This is a genomic window from Negativicoccus succinicivorans (assembly GCF_014207605.1).
Classification (GTDB): domain Bacteria; phylum Bacillota; class Negativicutes; order Veillonellales; family Negativicoccaceae; genus Negativicoccus; species Negativicoccus succinicivorans.
In genome coordinates this window covers 29,815-48,015 of record NZ_JACHHI010000007.1, presented here as the reverse complement: position 1 = coordinate 48,015, position 18,201 = coordinate 29,815, and the positions used below count along the sequence as shown (strand labels likewise).

The 18,201-nt window shown below is 53.9% G+C and carries 16 protein-coding genes; 15 read left to right on the top strand and 1 reads right to left on the bottom strand.

All coding sequences use genetic code 11. From position 1 onward, the window contains the following. Positions 1–3: 3 nt before the first annotated feature. A complete protein-coding gene (gene eno, locus HNR45_RS06780) occupies positions 4–1,287 on the top strand; it encodes a phosphopyruvate hydratase (RefSeq protein ID WP_159823318.1) in 1,284 nt (427 codons plus the stop codon). A gap of 41 nt (positions 1,288–1,328) precedes the next feature. Here eno and HNR45_RS06775 read toward each other — a convergent pair whose 3' ends face one another. Then, the gene (locus tag HNR45_RS06775) at positions 1,329–2,219 is read right to left on the bottom strand and encodes a LysR family transcriptional regulator (protein ID WP_159823317.1); all 891 of its coding nucleotides are present in this window, start codon (positions 2,217–2,219) and stop codon (positions 1,329–1,331) included. 153 nt (positions 2,220–2,372) lie between these two features. On the opposite strand from HNR45_RS06775, the gene HNR45_RS06770 reads away from it, so the two are divergent. From HNR45_RS06770 to metG, 14 genes are all read left to right on the top strand, one after another. Beyond that, entirely contained in the window at positions 2,373–3,908 is a 1,536-nt protein-coding gene (locus HNR45_RS06770; RefSeq protein WP_159823316.1) for a succinate CoA transferase, read from the top strand. Positions 3,909–3,910: 2 nt separating this feature from the next. Continuing rightward, positions 3,911–5,566, top strand: coding sequence for an acyl-CoA mutase large subunit family protein (locus HNR45_RS06765; protein ID WP_159823315.1), 1,656 nt, complete (start codon positions 3,911–3,913; stop codon positions 5,564–5,566). A 12-nt stretch (positions 5,567–5,578) separates the two neighbouring features. Beyond that, a complete protein-coding gene (locus HNR45_RS06760) occupies positions 5,579–6,949 on the top strand; it encodes an MmgE/PrpD family protein (protein WP_159823314.1) in 1,371 nt (456 codons plus the stop codon). Between the two features lie 121 nt (positions 6,950–7,070). Next, positions 7,071–7,685 carry a superoxide dismutase gene (locus HNR45_RS06755; protein ID WP_438362041.1) on the top strand — a complete coding sequence of 205 codons (615 nt, stop codon included), beginning with the start codon at positions 7,071–7,073 and terminating at the stop codon, positions 7,683–7,685. Between the two features lie 128 nt (positions 7,686–7,813). Continuing rightward, positions 7,814–8,728, top strand: coding sequence for an NAD(P)/FAD-dependent oxidoreductase (locus tag HNR45_RS06750; RefSeq protein ID WP_159823313.1), 915 nt, complete (start codon positions 7,814–7,816; stop codon positions 8,726–8,728). Between the two features lies 1 nt (position 8,729). Then, positions 8,730–9,383 (top strand): endonuclease III, encoded by a 654-nt coding sequence (gene nth / locus HNR45_RS06745; RefSeq protein ID WP_159823312.1) that lies wholly within the window; start codon positions 8,730–8,732, stop codon positions 9,381–9,383. A 23-nt stretch (positions 9,384–9,406) separates the two neighbouring features. After that, the gene (locus tag HNR45_RS06740) at positions 9,407–9,802 is read left to right on the top strand and encodes a hypothetical protein (protein ID WP_159823311.1); all 396 of its coding nucleotides are present in this window, start codon (positions 9,407–9,409) and stop codon (positions 9,800–9,802) included. A 107-nt stretch (positions 9,803–9,909) separates the two neighbouring features. Beyond that, positions 9,910–11,211 (top strand): hypothetical protein, encoded by a 1,302-nt coding sequence (locus HNR45_RS06735; protein ID WP_159823310.1) that lies wholly within the window; start codon positions 9,910–9,912, stop codon positions 11,209–11,211. Then, a complete protein-coding gene (locus tag HNR45_RS06730; RefSeq protein ID WP_159823309.1) occupies positions 11,184–12,485 on the top strand; it encodes a lipase family protein in 1,302 nt (433 codons plus the stop codon). Before HNR45_RS06735 ends, HNR45_RS06730 begins: the two co-directional genes overlap by 28 nt. 313 nt (positions 12,486–12,798) lie before the next feature. After that, entirely contained in the window at positions 12,799–13,803 is a 1,005-nt protein-coding gene (locus HNR45_RS06725) for a hypothetical protein (RefSeq protein ID WP_159823308.1), read from the top strand. Then, on the top strand, positions 13,775–14,623 hold the full coding sequence (locus tag HNR45_RS06720) for a PSP1 domain-containing protein (RefSeq protein WP_159823307.1): 849 nt from the start codon (positions 13,775–13,777) through the stop codon (positions 14,621–14,623). The genes HNR45_RS06725 and HNR45_RS06720 overlap by 29 nt, the downstream gene beginning before the upstream one ends. Further along, positions 14,616–15,371 carry a tRNA1(Val) (adenine(37)-N6)-methyltransferase gene (locus tag HNR45_RS06715; RefSeq protein WP_235020655.1) on the top strand — a complete coding sequence of 252 codons (756 nt, stop codon included), beginning with the start codon at positions 14,616–14,618 and terminating at the stop codon, positions 15,369–15,371. Before HNR45_RS06720 ends, HNR45_RS06715 begins: the two co-directional genes overlap by 8 nt. After that, the gene (rsmI, locus tag HNR45_RS06710; RefSeq protein ID WP_260399148.1) at positions 15,368–16,210 is read left to right on the top strand and encodes a 16S rRNA (cytidine(1402)-2'-O)-methyltransferase; all 843 of its coding nucleotides are present in this window, start codon (positions 15,368–15,370) and stop codon (positions 16,208–16,210) included. Before HNR45_RS06715 ends, rsmI begins: the two co-directional genes overlap by 4 nt. Then, the gene (metG, locus tag HNR45_RS06705) at positions 16,210–18,201 is read left to right on the top strand and encodes a methionine--tRNA ligase (protein WP_159823306.1); all 1,992 of its coding nucleotides are present in this window, start codon (positions 16,210–16,212) and stop codon (positions 18,199–18,201) included. The genes rsmI and metG overlap by 1 nt, the downstream gene beginning before the upstream one ends.

Genomic DNA, 18,201 nt, shown 5'->3' with positions numbered 1-18,201 from the left:
CCTATGATGATTGTAGATATTCACGGCAGAGAAATCTTGGATTCGCGCGGCAATCCGACAGTGGAAGTGGATGTATTGCTCGATGACGGTACCCGCGGACGCGCGTCCGTTCCGTCCGGCGCGTCCACCGGCGTGTTTGAAGCGCTGGAATTGCGCGATGGCGACAAGAGCCGTTACCAAGGCAAAGGCGTGCAAAAAGCGGTCGAACATGTTAATGAACGCATCGCGCCGGAATTAATCGGCTTACCGGTGACCGAACAGGTTTTGATTGATTCGATCATGTGCGGTTTAGACGGTACGGATAATAAAAGCGAACTCGGCGCGAACGCGACCCTGGGCGTTTCCATGGCGGTGGCTCGCGCCGGCGCGGCGGCTTGCCATTTGCCGCTCTATCGTTATCTCGGCGGCATCAACGCCTGCGAAATGCCCGTACCGATGATGAATATTTTAAACGGCGGTATGCACGCGGATAACAACGTCGATATTCAGGAATTCATGATCATGCCGGTCGGCGCGGAATCCTTCGCCGAAGGCTTGCGCATGGGCGCCGATATTTACCATACGTTGAAAGTCGTTTTGAAAGAACAGGGACTCGTTACCGCGGTCGGCGATGAGGGCGGCTTCGCGCCGAATCTGGCGTCGAACGAAGCGGCGATCCAGCTGATTTTGACCGCTGTTGAACGCGCCGGTTTCCGTCCGGGCGAAGACATCGTGCTCGCGCTTGACGCGGCCGCTTCGGAATTTTACAAAGACGGCGTTTACGATTTCGTCGGCGAAGGCGTGAAACGTTCCGCCGAAGAACTTGTTGAATACTATGCGGATCTCGTTCGCCAATACCCGATCGTATCGATCGAAGACGGCATGGACCAGGAAGATTACGTCGGCTGGAAACATCTCACGCAAAAACTGGGCAAAAAAATTCAGCTCGTCGGCGATGATCTTTTCGTCACCAACAGCGCCCGTTTGGAAAAAGGCATTCAGGAAGGCATCGCCAACTCGATCTTGATCAAAGTCAATCAGATCGGTACGCTTACGGAAACCATGGAATGCATCCAAATGGCTAAACGCGCCGCGTACACGACGGTGATTTCGCACCGTTCGGGCGAAACGGACGACTCGCTGATCGCCGATCTCGCCGTCGCGGTGAATGCCGGCCAAATTAAAACCGGCGCGCCCGCGCGGATTGATCGCGTCGCGAAGTACAACCAACTGTTGCGCATTGAAGAAGAACTGGAAGGCTTGTCGCTCTATGGCGGCCAAGATATCTTCGCGCACTTGGAAAAATAAATCGTTATAAAAAAGAACTGCCATTAATGGCGGTTCTTTTTTTATGTCTCGGCAAGCGTCAGATTGTAAAACTCTAAAAAGTTTTGCGCCACTTTGGTGAGCGGCCGATCCCGCACGATGACGAAACTTTTTTGTACATAGAGATCGGGCACATTCAGCGCCGTATAGTATACTTCGTTCGAAAAATTTTCCGCTTCCTGTTCGGGTACGATCGCGCAGGCGCGATTTTCTCGCGCCCAAATGAGCGCCGCCGTACGCGTTGTGCAGATGCTCAAAACAGACGGGGTCATTTCGTACTTGTGGCACGCGTCAAGAAAAATCGGCGCGCAACCGCGGGAAAGCGCAAGCGGCGTGTGGCGCAACGCTTCCAAAGAGACGATCGGCTGACGCGACGCGTTCCAACGGCTTTGACGGGAAGACGCGATCAGCAGACGTTCCCGCTCCGTATGCAAGATCTGAAACAGGTCGGGGTGCACCAGCGGCGCGTTGGCGACACCGATTTCGGATTCGCCCGCCAACAGTTGATTTGTCTGTTCGTTGATCGTCACTTCATTTAAGCGGTGCTGTACTTGCGGATACGTACGACTGAACGGTACTAGGTAGTCGCGGATAAACATCATCGCCGTCGACGGGGAGAGCGATACTTTCAAAATTCCCGCCGTGCCCTGTACGCGATGCGTGACTTCGCGTTTCAAATTATCTTCGGTCGAAATCAGGTATTGGGCGCGCTCATAGAGATATTCGCCCGCCTCCGTCAGTTCAATTTTGCGCACGCCTCGGTCGGTTTTAATGAGCGGCGCGTTCAAGTGTTCTTCCAATTGTTTCAAGCGATGGGAAAGCGCCGGTTGGGCAATTCGTAATTGACGCGCCGCCTCCGCAATCGTACCGGCGCGCGCGATCGTCATAAAATCGCGATAGTAATCCAGATCCATAGAAACTCCTTCTCGCTGCAAATCATCAAGTTGGATACTTTCACTATACATCAAAATAAATAAAAAATATATATCTTATGGACAAAACGAATATTTTATAAATAAATGATTCACTGCTACGATGAAATCAACAAGAAGAAGGGAGACGAGGATATGTTGGATGCAAGCAGATTACGTCATCCGAGTCTGTTTGAAAAAGTGGTCACGCCGGAGGAGGCGGCGTCTCTGATTACCGACGGCATGCATGTCGGTGTGGCGGGATTTACGCCGTCGGGGTATCCGAAGAAGACGACGCTGGCGCTGGCCGAACAAATTAAAAACGGCAAAAAATGCCGGATCGCGATTTGGAGCGGCGCGTCGGTCGGACCGGAGATTGAAGAAGCGCTCGCGCAAGTGAACGGCGTGTACGAACGCATTCCCTACTATGCGGCGAGCAATCGCACGATGCAAAAAGGCATCAATGAGCGGGAGATTCGCTACATTGACCTGCATTTGAGTGAATTCGCGCAGCAGGTGGATTACGGTTTCTTCGGTGATGTCGATGTCGCGATTGTAGAAGCCGCGGCGATTACCAAAGACGGTGATTTCGTGCTCGGCTCGGGCGTGGGCAATTTACCGATGTTTGTGAAACATGCCAAAAAAATTATTGTCGAAGTCAACACTTCCATTCCGTTGGAAATGGAAGGGATGCACGACATTGTCATTTTGGATAAACCGCCGCGTCGGCGCGAAATTCCGATTTATAAAGCGTCGGATCGCATCGGTTCACCCTATGTGAAATGCGGCTTGGATCGTATCGACGCGATTGTCGAATCGGACATTTTGGACCATGTGCGCGATCTCGCAGCGCCGAATGAAGACACGATCAAGATCGCCGAATACCTGGTTGATTTCTTGGAAAATGAAGTGCAGCACGGACGCTTACCGGAAGAAATGCTGCCGATTCAGTCCGGTGTAGGCACGATCGCCAATGCCGTGTTGATGGGACTGAAGAAATCACGCTTTCACAATTTGACGATGTATTCGGAAATTTTGCAGGACGCGGTATTCCATCTGATCCGCGACGGCCATATCGTCGGCGCTTCCGGTTGCGCGTTTACGCCGTCGCCGACGGTGTGGAAAATGTTTAAAGAAGACCCGGCGCTGTATAAAAAAGCGTTGGTTTTGCGGCCGCTAGATATTTCCAATCATCCGGAAGTTATTCGTCGCTTGGGCGTCATCGCGATCAATACCCCGATTGAATTTGATATTTACGGGCAAGCGAATTCGACGCACGCCTCCGGTCGTAAGATGATCAACGGGATCGGCGGTTCGGGCGATTACATGCGCAACGGTTATCTCTCGATCTTCACCTCGCCGTCGACGGGCGCGCACGGCGCGATTTCCAAAGTGGTGCCGATGGTCAGCCACGTCGATCACACGGAGCATGACAGCCAAATCTTCATCACCGAGCAGGGCGTAGCCGATACCCGAGGCATGGGACCGATTGAACGGGCGCGCGAAATTATCACGCACTGCGCGCATCCGGACTATCGACCGTTGCTGGAAGAATATGTCAAACATGCACTGGCCGACGGCGGTCACGAACCGGTAGATCTCGCGCACGCGTTTACGCTGGCGTTGCATTTCCAAAACCATAAGGACATGCATTGCCGCTCACTGTATGAAGACGATAAAGGAGGAAATTAATCATGAAATATGATGAAAAGCGTTTTGCCGAAGCGCAACAATCCTATGAAGAACGCGTGGAAAAAGCGACTTCGCGGTTTCCGGAGCGGCAGGAATTTGCCGCCAATCGTTTATATACACCGCAAGATATTGCGGATCTGGATTACAATGAAAAACTCGGCTTTCCGGGCGCCTATCCCTTTACGCGCGGCATTCAGCCGACGATGTATCGAGGTCGCCTGTGGACGATGCGGCAGTATTCCGGTTTCGCGACGGCCGAAGAAACCAACGCGTTATATAAATACTTATTGCAAGCCGGCCAGACCGGTTTATCGGTAGCCATGGACTTGCCCACGCAGATCGGTTTGGATTCCGACTCGCCGCAGGCGCAGGGCGAAATCGGCAAAGTCGGTGTCGCGATCGATTCGTTGCAGGATATGGAAGATATTTTTGACGGTATTCCGCTCGATAAAGTGTCCACTTCCATGACGATCAACGCGCCGGCCGCCGTACTTCTCGCCATGTATGTCGCGACCGCGGAGAAAAAAGGCATCGCCGCCAAAGATTTGCGCGGCACGATTCAAAACGATATTTTGAAAGAGTACATCGCGCGCGGTACGTATATCTTCCCGCCGCGTCCGTCAATGCGCTTGGTAACCGATACATTCTCGTATTGCTCGCAGGAAATTCCACATTGGAACATGATTTCCGTCGGCGCGTACCATATCCGCGAAGCGGGTGCGTCGATGGTACAGGAAATCGCCTTTGCGTTCGCCAATGCGATCGCCTACATAGAAGCGGCATTGAAAGCGGGTCAGGATGTGGATGCGTTTGCGCCGGGCATTTCGTGGATCTTTACCGCGGGCTTGGATTTCTTCCCGGAAATCGCCAAATTCCGCGCGGCTCGTCGTCTTTGGGCGAGCATTATGAAAGAACGTTTCGGCGCGACCAAAGCGAAAGCGCAAATGTTGCGTTTCCATGTCCATACCGCCGGCTCCGTATTGACCGCGCAGCAGGATGACGACAATATCATCCGCATCGCCTGGCAGGCCATGTCCGCCATTTTGGGCGGCACGCAATCGCTCGCTTTGTGCGCTAAAGACGAAGCGGAATCGATTCCGACGCGCGAGTCGACAACGCTTGCGCTGCGTACGCAGCAACTGCTCGCCTTTGAAAGCGGCATTGCCGATACCATCGATCCGCTGGGCGGCTCGTACTATGTGGAAACCTTGACGGACCAAATTGAACGCGAAGCTCGCGAATACATTCATAAGATCGATGAAATGGGCGGCGCGGTCGCGGCGATTGAACAGGGTTACATGCAGCAGGAAATGGCGACCCACGCATTTGAATATGAGCAGGAAATTGAAAGCGGCAAACGCACTGTCATCGGCGTTAATAAATACGTCATCGAAGATGAAGAGCATCACACGCAACTGTTGCAAGTCGATCCGGCCGTCGGCGATCGGCAAATGGCGAAACTGAAAAAATTGAAAGAAACCCGCGACAATGCCGCTGTCGAAAAAGCGCTCGCCAAAGTTCGCAAAGTCGCGCGTAGCGAAGAAAATATTATGCCGTGTCTGATCGAAGCGGTTAAAACCTATGCGACACTCGGTGAAATCTGCGGCGTTTTACGCGAAGAATTCGGTGAATATCATCAGGATCACCCGGCGTTTTAAGGAGGTTTCAGCATGGACTTGACCAAACAGCTTGCAGGTTACGCGGCCGGGTTGCAATACAAAGACTTAGCGGAAGAGACCGTGCAGAATGCGAAAAAATGCATCTTGGATTGGGCGGGCGTCTGCATTCGCGGCTCGCAGGAAACGCTGATTCAAATTTTACGCGCGGTCTTGGGGCAAAATATCGGCGCAGATCAGGCGACGGTGCTGACTTCGCCGTTGCTGCGTACCGCCGCCTGGGATGCGGCGTTCTTAAACGGAGCGGCCTCGCACTCGCTTGACTTTGACGATTTGCATAACGCCTCTATTATTCACTTGGCGACGGTCGTCGTGCCGCCGGCGTTGGCGGTGACGGAAGCCGAGCACAAAAGCGGTCGGGATCTCATCACCGCGGTAGTGGCGGGTTACGAAGTCGGCGCCCGCGTCGGGGAAACGATCATTCCGGAATCGTACTATTTCTGGCACACGACGGGCACCGCGGGGATTTTCGGAGCGGCGGCCTCGGCAGGCCGCGCGCTTGGTTTAAATGACCGACAAATGCTGCACAACCTCGGCACTGCCGGCACGCAGGCGGCGGGGCTTTGGGAATTTGTGGCGGAAGGCGCGATGAGCAAACCGATTCACGCGGGCAAGGCCTCTTACGCGGGCGTTTTATCCGCCTATATTTCCGCCCGCGGTTTTACCGGCGCCACGCATATTTTGGAAGGCGAAAAGGGATTTTGCAGAGCGCTTTCCCCCGATCCGCATTGGAGTAAATTGACCGATGGCCTCGGCAACGGCACATTCAAAATTGACGAGAACTCGTTCAAACCGTATGCCTGCTGTAAGCACGCGCACGCCGCCATTTTCGCGGGCACTGCCTTACGCGAGGAATGCGATTTGGGAGAGATGCAGGAAATTACCGTGGAAGTCAATGATATTACGGACAGCCTGATCAATAATGCGTCGCCGCAAACACCGTACGGTTGCAAATTCAGCATTCAATACTGCCTGGCTTGCGCATTAGTCTACGGTGAAGTGGGCATCGAACATTTCACGCCGCAAGGGATCGAAGATACCGCTATTCGCGACGTGATGAAAAAAATCAAAGTGGAGCGTTCGGCGGAAATCGAACAAATCAAAGCGGACGATCCGACTAAGCTGGCATCCCGCGTACGCATTGTCAAAACGAACGAGGAGACTCTTGCAAAGCTCGTTGAATATCCGAAAGGGGACCCCGCCAACACCATGACGATTGAAGAAATTCGCGCGAAATATGACAACCTTGCCGCTCCGGTGATCGGCGCGAAAGCGGCGGCTGAAATCGCGGAACTTATTTTGCATCTTGATACGGAAAATGCTCCCGGTGAGGTGTTGCAAAAAATTGCGTTACGCATGAAGTAAAAGAAAAGTTGGCAGGTGAGAAAAAAACTATATCGAAAAAATTAGTAGTCAATTTGCCGTTTTCAGGTTATAATGTAGGTGTAACACTTACTATTCGCAGTAGTTGTGAAAGGAGCTAACCATAATGGCATTTACATTACCTGAATTACCTTACGCATATGATGCGCTCGAACCGGTGATTGACAAGGAAACCATGCAATTCCATCATGACAAACATCATGATACGTATGTGAACAACTTGAACAAAGCGTTGGAAAAAGCACCCGAATGGGCGGCTAAAGACATCGAAGAGATTGTCGCCGATTGGGAAAAAGCGCCCGAAGCAGTTCGTCAGGCTATCCGCAACAACGGCGGCGGTCACTACAATCACAGCCTTTTCTGGCAGATGATGGCGCCGGTCAAAGACAGCAAGCTGGAAGGCGCGATTCAAGAACAAATCGAAAAAGATTTCGGTTCGTTCGACGCGTTCAAAAAAGAATTCGGCGCCGCGGCGACCGGACGTTTCGGCAGCGGCTGGGCATGGTTGGTTTGGAACGGCGAGAAACTCGCGGTAGTGTCCACACCGAACCAGGATAACCCGCTGGCGGACGGCCAGAAACCTTTGCTCGGCATCGACGTTTGGGAACACGCGTACTATCTGAAATACCAAAATAAACGCGCGGATTATGTCGATAATTTCTTCAAAGTAATCAACTGGAAATTTGTCAACGAATTATTCGCCGCCGCGAAAAAATAAGTCACGCTGAAAAGCATGCCGCAAGGCATGCTTTTTTGGTGCGGGGACTTGCTCGAATAAACGAGAATGAGTATAATAAAGAAGAAACGAAAATATTCGATATAAATAAAACTTATCAGGGAGGTTTTATGATGTACGACGTATTAATTGTCGGCGGCGGTCCGGCCGGTTTGAACGCGGCGATGTACGCGGCGCGTAAAGAATTGAAAGTCGGCGTGATCGCGGAACTGATCGGCGGTCAGATGACGCAAACCAAAGACATCGACAACTACCTCGGCTTTCCGGATGTCGAGGCCTATGAGCTGATTCAAAAAATGACGGATCACGCGAAAAAATATCCGATTGACTGGATCACGGGGCGCGTGGATCAATTGACGCGCGATGAAGACGGTAATTACAGCGCCGTTACTTCCGATGGTGAAACCTATCGCGGCCAATCCGCCATTATCGCCACGGGTCAACGCAGTCGCACGCTCGGCATTCCGGGCGAAGAGGCCTTGACCGCGCGCGGCGTAAGCTACTGCGCGACCTGTGACGGTCCTTTTTATCGCAACAAACGCATCGCGATTGTCGGCGGCGGGGACAGCGCCGTGGAGGCGGCGATCGAAATGGCGCGGATCGCCTCCGAAGTGCATATTTTGATTCGCAGCCGTTTGCGCGCGACGGAACTTTTGATTTCCAAAATGCAGGCCACGGGTAAAGTCAAAGAATGGCATCACTATATTCCCTTGGAATTCATCGGCGATAAAAAAGTATCCGCTTTGAAGTTGAAAAATACGGATACCGACGAAGTTGTGGAATTGCCGTTGGACGGCGTTTTTGTCGAAATCGGCGGCGAACCGAATAACGGTTTCGTGCCGCAGGAGCTGGAATTGAGCGACAATCGCGAAGTGAAAGTGGAACGTGACACATCGACCAATTTGCCGGGGCTTTTTGCCGCCGGCGACAACACGGATTATCCGCATCGCCAAATCGTGATCGCGGCCGCTGACGGAGCGAAAGCCGCGCTGGCAGCGCACGATTACCTGCTGCATAAGGCGTAAGATGCGAGTTACCAAAGCGATTCGCGAAGAGCAGTTGGCGATTTTGGAAGCGACGTATAAAGATCGTAAGACGGCGCTTCACTACAACTCGCCCTTTGAACTGTTGGTCGCTGTCGTTTTATCCGCGCAGTGCACCGACGAGCGTGTGAATAAAATTACCGCGCGGATTTTTCCGCGGCTCAACACGCCGGCGAAGATGGGCCGACTCACACAGGCGGAACTGGAAGAAGAAATTCGCGATTGCGGTCTTTTTCGCAGCAAGGCGCAGCATCTGTTAGCCACCTGCACGCGACTGTTGGAAGAGTATCACGGGGAAGTTCCGCGGACAAAGAAAGAACTCATGACGCTTCCGGGCGTCGGTCAAAAAACGGCGAATGTGCTGGTGAGCGTTCTTTATGACGAGCCGGCGATTGCCGTCGATACGCATGTTTTTCGCGTCGCCAATCGGTTAGGGCTCGCGCGGGGCAAAGACGTGACCATCGTCGAACGCAAACTGGAGCGCAATATACCCCGCGAAAAATGGTCGCAAGCGCACCATTGGCTCATTTGGCACGGACGGCTTATCTGTAAAGCGCGTCGTCCGTTATGCGCAAGCTGTCCGCTGCGCCATGTTTGCCCGATTGGTGTTCGACAAGAACCCGCCGATTCGGTATAATAACGGATAAGGGGGGATGATGCATGAATTGGTCGTATGTAGAGCCGGGCTTTATCACGGAAAAAGTGTTGGCGGGGCGACCTGTTCTCCTGACAGTGGAACCGTTTACCGAAGCGGAGGCGGACGCTGCGCAGGCGTATGCGGACGAGATTTGGAATTGGCTGGTGGCCAATCGTTCGCATATCGATGACATTGCTCCCGCTATCGTGAGCCTTAAAAATGCGCATTGGCTGGAGGTCAATGAAGAGCCGGCGACCGTGGAAGAAATACTGCCGCAACTCCAAAACGTCGCGGCCGTGTATGCGCAAAAGAACGAGGGCATTTTGATTTACTATGATGTCGGCGACATGTTTGCCGGCAACTCGGTCGTCATCATGCTGTCGCCGGAATTCCAATTCCGCGGCATTCAGATTATGTAATTTACGTAGCGTAAAAAGGCCTTCGGGCCTTTTTTTGTGCTTTGACAGCTTACCGGCGCTTCCGTACAATAATAATCACAAACGGAAGCCGAGAAAGCGAGGGTGTTATGCAACGACACGAATGGGTAGAGCGTTTTCGCGCGCTGGGCATCGCGGAATCGCAAATATATACGGAAATATTGCGGGCGCGGGAAATTGATCAGGTGTTATTTCAACGCGCCGATCATCGTGAGTACGGCGTGACGGGGGAAACGATCATCGCGGCGCTGCATTCTTTTACGATCGAGAAATTCGGATCGTATCCGGCGGACCCCGAACAGTACCCGGAAGTCTATGGCATGGCGATGGCAACGCCGCCGCTGCTTTTCAGTCCCTATCGGGAAAAAAGCTACGGGCCGGCATTGACGACGGTATGGGAAGAGGCGAATCAGTCCGAGCATGTCCTCTTGGTGCATGCGGACGGATACTTGGGTGACGCGGTCGCGGCGAAAACGATTTTTCAGCGCGCGCCGAAAATTGTCGCCACCGCCGCCGACGAGAAAGCTGCTGCGGAGTTGCAGTTGTTGTACCCCTACTACGCATGGACGACGCTCGAAACACTTCCGAAGGACGATTTCGACTATATCTTTTTAGGTTCGGATGCGGCCACGGCGGAAGAATTGCAACCGTTGACGCAAATCTGTCCCGCAGCGCGCATCGACGCGTGGCTTTTATTTGACGGCGTTCGTGATCGAGAGCAACTGCCGACGGGCGCGTGGTACCTTTGCGGAGCCGATGATGAAAAACTGTATTGGACGGGTCATCCGGATCCTGCGCAGAAAAAACGTTACGGCATGGCGCGTTTCAGTGACGGGCAATGGGAAAAGGAAATTTATTTGCCGGAAACGTGGCGGGCTTGGCAAACGACGCAAGAGGAAACCACATTGCAACACTATGCCGATCCCTTGCCGATGCAATCGGCACCGACAGAGGGCGTGGCGTTGACGGCGGCGCTCAACGACGGACCGTGGCCGCTGGCGGCGCAGAAAGAATCGGCGCCGCGTGAAGTCGCGGGACCGCTCGCGTCCGGTGATGTCGTCATCGCCGCTACGCAAGACGGGTACCGCGTCGGGATCATCACCGCGAAACATGCCGGTAAATATCTGGCGGGCCGCGCTTTTGTCATGCGCCCGCGTCGCATGGAACACGCCGCGTGGTTGTGGATGACGCTTCAAACCGATCGGGTAAGAGCGCAACTCGCTTCCCTTTTGGCCGGAGATTTCCGTTATTTAACGCCGGCGCTCTTGGGACAACTGCCGTTGGGGAACGCGACCGCGGACGCGATTCATACGGCGCAAGCATGGTTGGCGCGGCAAAGTGAATGGGAAGAGGTGCAGACGCGATGGGAAGAATGCATGCATACGTTTTAGCAGTTGTTTTGTTACTCGGGATCGGGCCGCAGGCATGGGCCCATGACGCGGTGATGCTTTCGCCTTTTCCCGCGGATGAAGTTTCCATCGTGGCGCCGAATTCGCGTAGCGCGGAAATGATGAGCAAAGCGGGGGTCAACAGCAATGAGGTGTTGCTGGCGGCCTACGCGTCATTGGCGGCGTACCAATCGGAGTGGAGCGGTCTGCCCGTTTCCACATTGCAAAAAACCGGCTGGCAAGTCACCCCCGGTGACACCGGTCATGAACGCTTCATTATTGCGTCGCAAGAGATTAAAGGTCATCCCTACTACGTAGTGGCCATTTCCGGAACGGAGCAAAAAGTCGATCTGAAAGCCAATCTGCGTGACGACATGATCCCGATTCCGCAATATCCTGAAATTTTCGTGCATCAGGGATATTGGGAAGCCGCGCAACGCTTGTCGGCCGCACCGCAAATCAGAGAAGCCGTGGCTAGTACGAATGATGGCGGTCGCGTTATTTTCACCGGACACAGTCTCGGCGGCGGAGTGGCCACTTTGATAGGTTTGCAGAAAGTAAGCGAAGAAGCGGGAAATCTAGCGCAAATGCGGGTTATTACGTTTGCCGCGCCGGATTTTGTCAACTCTTTCGGCAGTCGCGCGATCGGGCAATATCCCGCGGTCAATTTTCGCATGGAAGCGGATTTGATTCCGCGTCTGTTTCGTTTGGTGAATTATCGCTATCATAGTAATCCCAACTCGATCACTTGGAGTTTGCACACGCCGTCACAAGGTATACCGCACACGATGATCGGTTTCTTGGACGAGGCATTTTACCAGGCGGCGTGGACCTTTTCCGCGAACCTGCCGACATCGGGACCGGTCGACATCTATGTCGCCGCGCCCGCGTTGGCAACGGACATGGGACTTGCGCCGCGCATCATCCAAGCGTATCGCAACACCGCCATTTATGCGGCGGCCTTACCGGAAACGCAACGCATCACGCGCGATTACCGCGAAATGGAACTGTCCGACGCATTGGCGACGGCTCGCGCGCGAGGCGCCAAATATTTACTGTGGTTGCCGCTTGCGATTTATCCCGAACGGGAAAGCACCAATCGCAATTACGGCATGGCGCTCACCGAGCAGTGGTGGGACGTTGATAAAGAAGAACTGCTCACGTGGGAAAGCGTGGCTTTTCGTTCGGGCGGATACACCATCTTTACCAAATTAGCGGATTACCTCGTCGGCAAAGAGCAAATTCCGGTCGAGAGCGATTTCCTGTTGCAAAACTGAACGGTCTTATGACAGCGCCGCATTGACACCCTTCGTCAAAATACTCGCGAAAACGGAAATGACGAATGAAAGTAAACGGATTGACGGCAACGCAATAAGGTAAAGCAAAAGAGGGAAGATCGGAAACATCTTCCCTCTTTTATGATGAGTGAGATCTCGTTTATTATGAAAAAAGCGTAGAGCGATAACGGTCACGGTTTTCCGCTTGCCGCAACGTGCGGCGGCGTCGGGGCCCTGAAGAAGTCAAAAAAGATATGTTATAATATAATTTATTAATTATGATTGATGCGTAAGCGTGTCGCGGGGAGAGATTATGAGCACTGAAATACCGGCGCATCCTGCGATTTGGTCCCGATTGCAAACGGAGCGGCAAAGCGGCAGACTGCCGCACGCGTTGCTGTTCGTCGGTGCGGCGGGACTGGGCAAAGCGGCGACCGCGTGGCAATTGGCGGAGCGGATATTGGGACGCGAACTGCGCGTGACGCCGGCGGATGAATTACCGAAAGACACCTTTTATCTCGCGGATGAAGCCGATTTCTTTCGCGTTTCCCCGCAGGGAAGCGAAATTAAAATCAGCCAGATTCGCGCGGTGGAAAAGGCGCTCAGCCGCACGCATACGGGCGCGCGAGTAGTGATTTTACAAGCCGTGGACCGTTTGAACGTCACGGCGGCGAATGCGCTTTTGAAAACTTTGGAAGAGCCGCCGGAAAACACGTATTTTATTTTGCTTGCCCAAAGTGATGCCGGACTTTTACCGACCATTCGTTCGCGCGTCGTTCGCTACGCTTTTACCGCGTACGATGCGCGGACATTCGCGGCGTGGCTCGCGACGAAGCAACGTTCCGCCAAAGAGGCGCGCATGCTTTTCGCCGTCTCGGAAGGGAATCCGGGTCTGGCCGTCGCGCTGTTGCAGGGCGATTTGAAAGCAAGCGCCGATGCGGCGCTCACGTTTTTTGAAACACTCGGCGCAAGCGCTACGCCGTACCTCGATTTGAGCGCGTTATGGCAGGCGCACGAGCGCGCGGAATTGAGCATATACATTCATTGGTTGGAATGGGTCGCGCATGATTTGGCGATCCTCATTACGACGAATGATGCAACGCTTTTACGTTTACCTTTTGCCGAAAATCGGCTGCGAAAAATAACCGCCGATTGGGATGCGACAACGATTTTAGAGGTCACGCCGATCTTGCGCGAGGCGTTGCGCGCCAACGAATTATATATGGCGACCAAGCTGATCGGCGATATGGTGATCTTGGAACTGAATACATTGGCAGAAAGGAGCCGCCATGCCAACCGTAGTAGGAGTACGTTTTAAGCAGGCCGGCAAAATCTATTATTTTGATCCGCGGAAACTGAGTGTAGTTCCCGATGACGAAATTATTGTCGAAACGGCCTGGGGAAAAGAATACGGACGCATTGTCATCGGTCCGCGCGACGTGCGGGAGGAAGAGATCGCCGCGCCGTTGAAACCGGTACTGCGTTTAGCGACCCCGCAGGATTTGAAGCAGGTACAACAAAATAAAGAACGGCAGGCGCGCGCGTTTGTCATCTGCAAAGAGAAAATCAAGCGTCACGGCTTGCCGATGAAGCTGATCAATGTCGAATACGCGTTCGATATGAATAAAATCGTTTTCTTTTTCACCGCTGACGGGCGCGTCGATTTCCGCGAATTGGTACGCGATTTGGCGTCTGTTTTCCATACGCGCATCGAGCTGCGACAAGTCGGCGTGCGCGATGAGGCGAAAGAGTTGAACGGTATCGGACCTTGCGGTCGGGAATATTGCTGCGCGTCATGGCTCGGAGAATTTTCTTCGGTGTCCATTCGCATGGCGAAAAATCAAGGACTCTCGCTCAATCCGACGAAAGTGTCCGGCGCGTGCGGCCGCCTGATGTGCTGTTTGCGCTACGAAAACGACATGTATAAAAAAGGCGGCGAACTGTGCAAGACCTGCAGTTGTCCGCATAAGAAACAAAAACAGTCGGCGGCGCCGCGCGTCGGTAAGAATGTCGACACGCCGGAAGGCCGCGGGAAAGTGCAACGGGTCAACGCGAACAAACGAACGGTCAGCGTGCAGATGGAGAATCAGCGTCGGGCTGAGTGGCGTTGGGACGAGGTGCGAGAGGTTCGTGGCTAGCACCGATTTTATACTGCGTTCGGGCGAACGGCTGGACGATTTAATTCGTGACGACATGAAGATTATCCAGCGTCCGGATGAATTTTGTTTTTCGCTGGACTCCGTGCTTTTGGCGCAATTCGCGAGCCTCAAAAAGGCGGATCGCGTTTGGGATCTGGGCACGGGCACGGGGGTGCTCGCGCTCTTGCTCACGAGCCGCGGCGCAAGGGACATTACTGCGGTGGAGTTAAATCCGGTGCTGGCGGATATCGCCCGCCGCAATGTGGCGGGGAACGACCGCGCGGCGCAAATTAAAGTGCGCGAAGCGGATTATCGCCGTCATCGGGAATTATTTCCCGCCAACAGTGCCGATCTTGTCATTTGCAATCCGCCGTATCGCGCGCTCGGGGGCGGCGATCGCTCGCAATTGACGGGCGTGGCCGCGGCGCGACATGAAACGACGGCTACGAAACAGGATGTCATCGCGGCGGCCGCGTACTTACTGCGTTACGGCGGACGGTTCGCGCTCGTGCAGCGCGCCGATCGAGCGGCGGAATGGTGCGCGGCCTTGGAAGCGGCGAAACTTGCCGTCAAGCGCTTGCAATTTGTGCACAGTCGGCAGGGCTTGCCGGCGAAGTTGGTGCTGCTGGAGGCGCGCATGAACGGCCGATCCGACTGTAGCGTTTTGCCGCCGCTTTTTGTGCATGATGATCACGGCGACTATACGCCGGATATTTTGCGTTTATACGGAAAGGAAGTTGCCGATTGAAAGGTACATTATATTTAGTGCCGACACCCATCGGCAACTTGCAGGATATGACGTATCGCGCTGTCGCGACCTTGCGGGACGTGGCGCTGATCGCGTGCGAAGACACTCGTCATACCCGACTTTTATGCCGTCATTATGAAATTGCGACGCCGCTTTTTTCCTACCATGAGCACAATAAAGACACCGCCGGTCCGAAATTGATCGAGCGTCTGTTGGCGGGCGAAGATATCGCGCAGGTAAGTGACGCCGGCATGCCGGCGATCGCCGATCCGGGTAGCGATTTGGTGGAGCGGGCGGTGGCGGCTGGTATTACGATCGTGCCGTTGCCCGGCGCGAATGCCGCGTTGACGGCCTTGATCGCCTCCGGCTTAGATACGAAAACATTTCGCTTCATCGGCTTTTTGCCGCGCACGAAAGCGAAACGCGAGGCGCTGTTGGCGACGCTTACGGACGAACCCGCCACTTTGCTCTTTTATGAAGCGCCGCATCGGTTGGGAGAAACGCTCGCCGTCTTGCAAGGGATGTTGGGCGATCGTTCGGCGGTCATCGCGCGCGAACTTACGAAAAAATTCGAAACCTTTTATCGCGGGTCGCTGGCGCAACTCAGAGAGCACGCGGATATGAAAGCGCCGCGCGGCGAATTCGTCATCATGATCGCCGGCGCGAAGCCTGTGGAAACCGAAGTGTTGGCGAAAGAATCATGGCCCCGAGCCGTTGCCGAATTGGTGGCGCAAGGTATAAAATACAGTGCGGCGTGTAAAGCCGTCGCGGAGCAGGCGGGCGTTTCCCGCCGTGAAGTATATTCTCATTGTTTATCTTTACAGAAAGAGGCTCATTAATGGAACAAGCCCATAAGAAACCGACTTTTTATATAACGACGCCGATTTACTATCCGAGCGCGCAATTGCATATCGGTCACACCTACTGCACAACGCTCGCCGATGTCTTGGCGCGGTACCACCGCTTGAAAGGCGAAGACGTGTTTTTCCTGACGGGTTCGGATGAACACGGTCAAAAAATTCAACGCAAAGCCGAAGAAGCGGGCGTCACGCCGCAAGCCTACGTCGATCATATCGTGGCCGGTTTTCAAAAGCTGTGGAAAAAACTGAATATTACCAATGATGATTTTGTCCGCACGACAGAAAAACGCCATGCGGAAGTGGTGCAGGCACTGTTCCAAAAAGCCTACGACAAAGGCGATATTTATAAATCGCAGTACGAAGGCTGGTATTGCACGCCCGACGAAACGTTTTGGCCGGAAAATAAATTGGGCCCGGACCATACCTGTCCCGATTGCGGCCGACCTGTCGAACTCGTCAAGGAGGAAAGCTATTTCTTCCGGATGAGTAATTACGCCGATCGCTGGTTGCAATTCATCGAAGAAAATCCGGATTTCATTCAGCCGGCGTCGCGCCGCAATGAAATGATTGAATTCGTGAAAAGCGGCCTGGAAGATTTGAGCGTGTCGCGTTCGAGTTTCGATTGGGGCATTCCCGTACCCTTTGACGATAAACATGTGGTTTACGTATGGTTTGACGCGCTCGTCAACTATTTGACCGGTATCGGCTACCTCGACGCGCCGGAAAAATTCGAGCATTACTGGCCGGCGGATCTGCACCTGGTTGGTAAAGAAATCGTGCGTTTCCACGCCATTATCTGGCCGATCATGCTGATGAGCCTCGGCCTGCCCTTGCCGAAAAAAGTGTACGGCCACGGCTGGCTGATCGTCGACGGCGTGAAGATGAGCAAAAGCATCGGCAACGTTGTCGATCCGATGCCGTTGCTGGACGAATTCGGAGCGGACGCGATTCGCTACTTCCTCGCCACCGATATTTCGCTCGGTCAGGACGGTAATTTCAGCCGCGGACGTTTGATCAAAAAAACGAATTCGGATTTGGCGAATGACCTCGGCAACCTCTTGCACCGTACGCTGACAATGGTCGAAAAATATCGTGACGGCGTTGTCACGGCGACGGACGCGCCGCTCGGCGCCGTAGTCGCTGACGCCAACGCGGCGTTGACGAAACTGGCGCAAGAAACGGTCGCAAGCTATACGCGGGACATGGATAAGCTCGCGATGAATGACGCCTTCAAGGCGGTTTGGGTATATGTCCGCGCGTTAAATAAATATATCGATACGACAGAACCTTGGAAATTAAGTAAAGGAACGGCGCCGGCCGACTTGGACAGCGTTCTTTACCACCTTGTCGACGGTCTGCGCACGGTCGCCATCTTGGTAGCGCCGCTGATTCCGCAGGCGGCGGAAAACATGTGGGCGCAATTGGGCTTGGCGGATTTCGCCGCGGCGCGTCTTGACGGAGCGGCGCCGGAAACCTATCCGAGCGGCACAACCGTGCATAAAACGCAACCCTTATTCCCGCGCCATGAATTAGACACTGTTACGGAGGAGAAGAAATTGACGGAAGAAACGAAACCGACGGAAGCGGCGGCGAAAACGCAGCCGGAAACTGCCGCCAAAGACGGCAAGCAGGAAGCTGCGGACGAAAAACCGCAGATCACGATTGACGATTTCGCGAAATTGGATTTGCGCGTCGCGGAAGTGCTCGCTTGTGAAAAGGTAGAAAAAGCGGATAAATTATTGCATTTGACGGTGACCTTGGGCGATGAAGAACGCAGCATCGTGAGCGGTATCGCGCAGCATTATCAACCGGAAGAACTGGTCGGCAAACATGTGATTGTGGTGACCAATTTGAAACCGGTCAAATTGCGCGGCGTATTGTCGCAGGGCATGATTTTGGCCGGTTCGAAAGACGGCGCGTTGCATGTTCCGTTCCTGCCGGATCTGCCGGCCGGGAGTCGGGTGAAATAA